The following is a 3,570-nucleotide window of genomic DNA, read 5'->3' on the forward strand; positions in this document are numbered from 1 at the left end:
CTGGCTTCCGAAGCGCAGCTGAAAAGCGTTAAGCTGAATTACCTTCCCGATCTCAGCCTGCAGGTAAATACCGGGATTCAGCGTTTGTCCAAAAACAGTATGCAGGCTTCCTTCGGCGGCGGGGTGGTTTTCCAGGAGTATAATTTTGCACCGGTGGTTTCGTGGGATGTCGATTTCTGGGGAAAACTCAAGAAACAGCGCGAAGAGTCCCTGGCCAATTATTTGAGTCGTACCGAAAACCGTCGCGCATTACGCGTTCAGCTCATTGCACAGACGGCGCAATCGTACTATAACCTGTTAAGCCTGGATGATCAGCTGAGAATCACCAGGCAGGTTGAAAGAAACATGCAGGAAACCGTTACAATGCTGGAAAGCCAGTATACTGTGGGCGATGTGTCGGCGCTGGCCATTAAACAGTCAGTAGCCCAACTGGCGGAAACCAGGGCATTGATCCCGGAGATCAGGGCCAGCATCAAAGCCCAGGAAAATGCTTTACAGACTTTGGCTGGAAACTATCCAGATGCTGTCATACGGTCCCGCGGGCTCAATAGCGGTGCTTTTGCAGCTGGCCTCGCGGCTGGTGTCCCTGCAGATCTGCTGGCTAACCGCCCGGATGTAAAACAACAGGAATTATTACTGCAGGCCGCCAGTGCCAGGGTAGGTATTGCCAAAACCGGATTTTATCCCACCCTGCGCATTACGGCGCAAGCCGGTTCCAATGCGACTAACCTTGCTAACTGGTTTTCTATTCCAGGATCGCTTTTCGGTAATGCATCTGCCGGGCTTACGCAGCCGCTGTTTAACAGAAGGAGCATACGGTCGGGCTATGAACAGGCCGTTCATCAGCGCGAAGCCGCAGTACATTTGTTTCGCAAATTGGTATTGACAGCAGTAGAGGAGGTTAGCACCGCTATGAGTAATATTATGCAGGTTAAGGAGCAGCTCAACGAGCTAAACGGGCGAAAAAATGCAATGAATAACGCCATCACCGATGCGCAGTTATTATACAAGTATGGTGAGGCTACCTATCTCGAAGTTCTTACAGTACAGCAGGGTTCCTTGCAAGCCGAACTCGCCCATACCGCGGCCAAGCAAAAGGAAATAAATACTTATATTGCTTTCTACAAATCTTTAGGCGGAAACTAGATGTATAGAAATAAAACAAGACAGCCAAGAACATTATGGAGATCGGTTTTTCAATGGACTGGCGTACCTGTTTCACTGGCGCTGGCCAATATCATCCAGTACTTGCTGAATCCGCAAAGCAAGTGGTGGAACTTTTATACCGAAGCGCAATGGACAGAGATCGGGGTTACGATCGTCGGAGGTGTGGCTATGTATGCCATTTTATTCGGCATTATCAGGCTACTCTCCGGATGGGTCAATAGAAAGATCATTCTAAAAAATAACATCCTGATTCATTTCCTATTAACAACCGGTACGGTCATTTGCTGTATGTTTCTGCTGCTATACCTGGAAAATATTTTCTATGAGCAGCTATGGCCAGGGCCAGACTCAGCTAATGAAGAACAGGGATTGGACGTACGGAATTATCTGGTCGTGAATGTGGTTGTGGCAGCCTTCGTAAATAGCTTCTACAACTCTTTCATTTTTTTTGAAAAATGGAAGTCAGAAGTTACCGAAACTAATAAACTGGAGATTTTATCGCATCAGCTGAAAGAAAGTGCCCTTCTGGCCGAACTGGAAGTGCTGAAATTACAGCTAGATCCTCATTTCCTGTTCAACAATTTCAGCATCCTCACCCAGCTTATTGAAATCAACAAAGAAGCGGCATTGGAATTCCTGTCCAGCTTAGCAAAGGTATATCGGTACATCCTTACTACAGGTAAAAAAGATATTGTGACCCTGGACGAGGAGCTGAAGTTTTTGGAAACTTATTTTCACCTGATTAAGATCCGTCATGGAGAAACGATCCATTTATCCATTGACGTGTCTGGCGCTGATAAAAGGAAAGGGATTCCACCAGTAACGTTACAGCTACTAATTGAAAATGCCATTAAACACAATATCTCTACCCTTAAGCAGCCGCTGAATATATCTATCTCCAGTACGGTTGAGGATCAAATTATCATAAAAAATAACCTGCAGCGTATTAATATCGATTATAAAAGTACCGGCATGGGACACAAAAATATTAAGGAACGGTACCAGCTGCTGCAAGGCAAAGCACCTGAAATCTTAGAGACCGATGCTTTTTTTGAAGTACGGTTGCCGCTGTTAAATATATAAAGGAGAGCATGAATTACTTGATTATAGAAGACGAAACGCACAATGCCGGCCTGCTCGAAAGCCTGGTCGAAAAAACGAATCCAGCAGCCCGCCTACTGGCAGTGTTGCCTACCGTGCAGGAAAGTGTAGAATGGCTTGAAGCCAACCCGGCACCCGATATCGTTTTTATGGATATCCGACTGGCGGATGGATTGTCTTTTGAGATCTTCAGCCAGGTAAAAGTATCTTCGCCCGTCGTTTTTACCACGGCTTATGACGAGTATGCTTTGCAGGCATTTAAGGTTTACGGTGTTGCCTACCTGCTTAAACCTATTGAAAAAGAAGAGTTGAGGGAGGCATTGGAAAAAGTTAAACGCCTTCAGCAAAAACTATCAGGTGATGAAGTTGACGCCATCATGGAAATGTTCCGTACCCGGGAGAAAACCTACAAAAGCCGCTTTCTTCTGCATTACCGGGAAACCTACAAAGTGATCCCGGTTGAGGAAATTGATTATATCTCACTCGAACATAAAAACGTTTATCTTCACCTTCTGGACGGCAATTCTATAGCTGTACCCTATACACTGGAAGAACTCGATGAGCAGTTAGACCCCCAGTTTTTCTTCCGGGTGAATCGGCAGTATATCCTGCATATCAACAGTATCGACAGCATCCACAAATATTTCAATGACAAGGCAAAGATTTTTTTGAAAAGAAACCGCCAGGCGGAAGTCATAGTCAGCCGGATCAAAATGCCACAGTTTAAGCTATGGCTGGACAGGTAACAACCTGAGAAAAATATTAAAGCTTATGGGAAAAACTAACAGGAACGCCTATATTCTATTTACAATCAATCATTGCATGCTGGTTAATCAATACAATTCGCTTGTTAAAGAGGATTGTTACAAATTTCAAAAGCGACTTTTACAGCTATGCTGTTTGGTTTAACCAAATTCGTTCTCTACCACTTGCCTTATCAGTGCCTTAGGCATCTACAAGGAATATTTGCAATTTTAGCTAACAAACGAACAGCTGTACAATATTCAAAACGACTATAGATCTGCCCTTCGGAATAACAGTTATTTATAGCAAATCATTACTTAATAGAAATTCGAATCAATCGTCCTCCTATCCAGGCTGTTCAAAGCTAAAGTGACATAATGAAATACGGCACTTTGACCAGAAATTGATTATTAACGTAAATAGGGCGTTCTATATTGAGCACCCTTTGTTTGAGCCTTATGACTCCCATCCTGCCCTGGATGGAAGGAATATTGGGTAACCTGGAACCTGGGAGTAGCCGGGCTCGCCGTTTAATAACTTCTCAAAAAGATTTTAGAA

3 protein-coding genes are annotated in these 3,570 nt (G+C 44.3%); all 3 read left to right on the forward strand.

Translation table 11 applies throughout. From position 1 onward, the window contains the following. Nucleotides 1–1,146: TolC family protein (locus VN105_RS10500; protein ID WP_325640577.1), on the forward strand; the 1,146-nt coding region annotated here is incomplete at its 5' end. Next, nucleotides 1,147–2,250: a sensor histidine kinase gene (locus tag VN105_RS10505; RefSeq protein WP_325640579.1), complete on the forward strand. Its 1,104-nt coding sequence runs from the start codon at nucleotides 1,147–1,149 to the stop codon at nucleotides 2,248–2,250. Nucleotides 2,251–2,258: 8 nt separating this feature from the next. Beyond that, the gene (locus VN105_RS10510; RefSeq protein ID WP_325640581.1) at nucleotides 2,259–3,014 is read left to right on the forward strand and encodes a LytTR family DNA-binding domain-containing protein; all 756 of its coding nucleotides are present in this window, start codon (nucleotides 2,259–2,261) and stop codon (nucleotides 3,012–3,014) included. Nucleotides 3,015–3,570: the final 556 nt, after the last annotated feature.

Origin of the sequence: Chitinophaga sp., assembly GCF_035564935.1 — a bacterium.
Classification (GTDB): domain Bacteria; phylum Bacteroidota; class Bacteroidia; order Chitinophagales; family Chitinophagaceae; genus Chitinophaga.

What these genes read in the sequence shown, in the direction of transcription:
- VN105_RS10510 (WP_325640581.1), top strand. Translation starts at nt 2,259, where the DNA reads ATGAATTACTTGATTATAGAAGACGAAACGCACAATGCCGGCCTGCTC.
- VN105_RS10505 (WP_325640579.1), top strand. Translation starts at nt 1,147, where the DNA reads ATGTATAGAAATAAAACAAGACAGCCAAGAACATTATGGAGATCGGTT.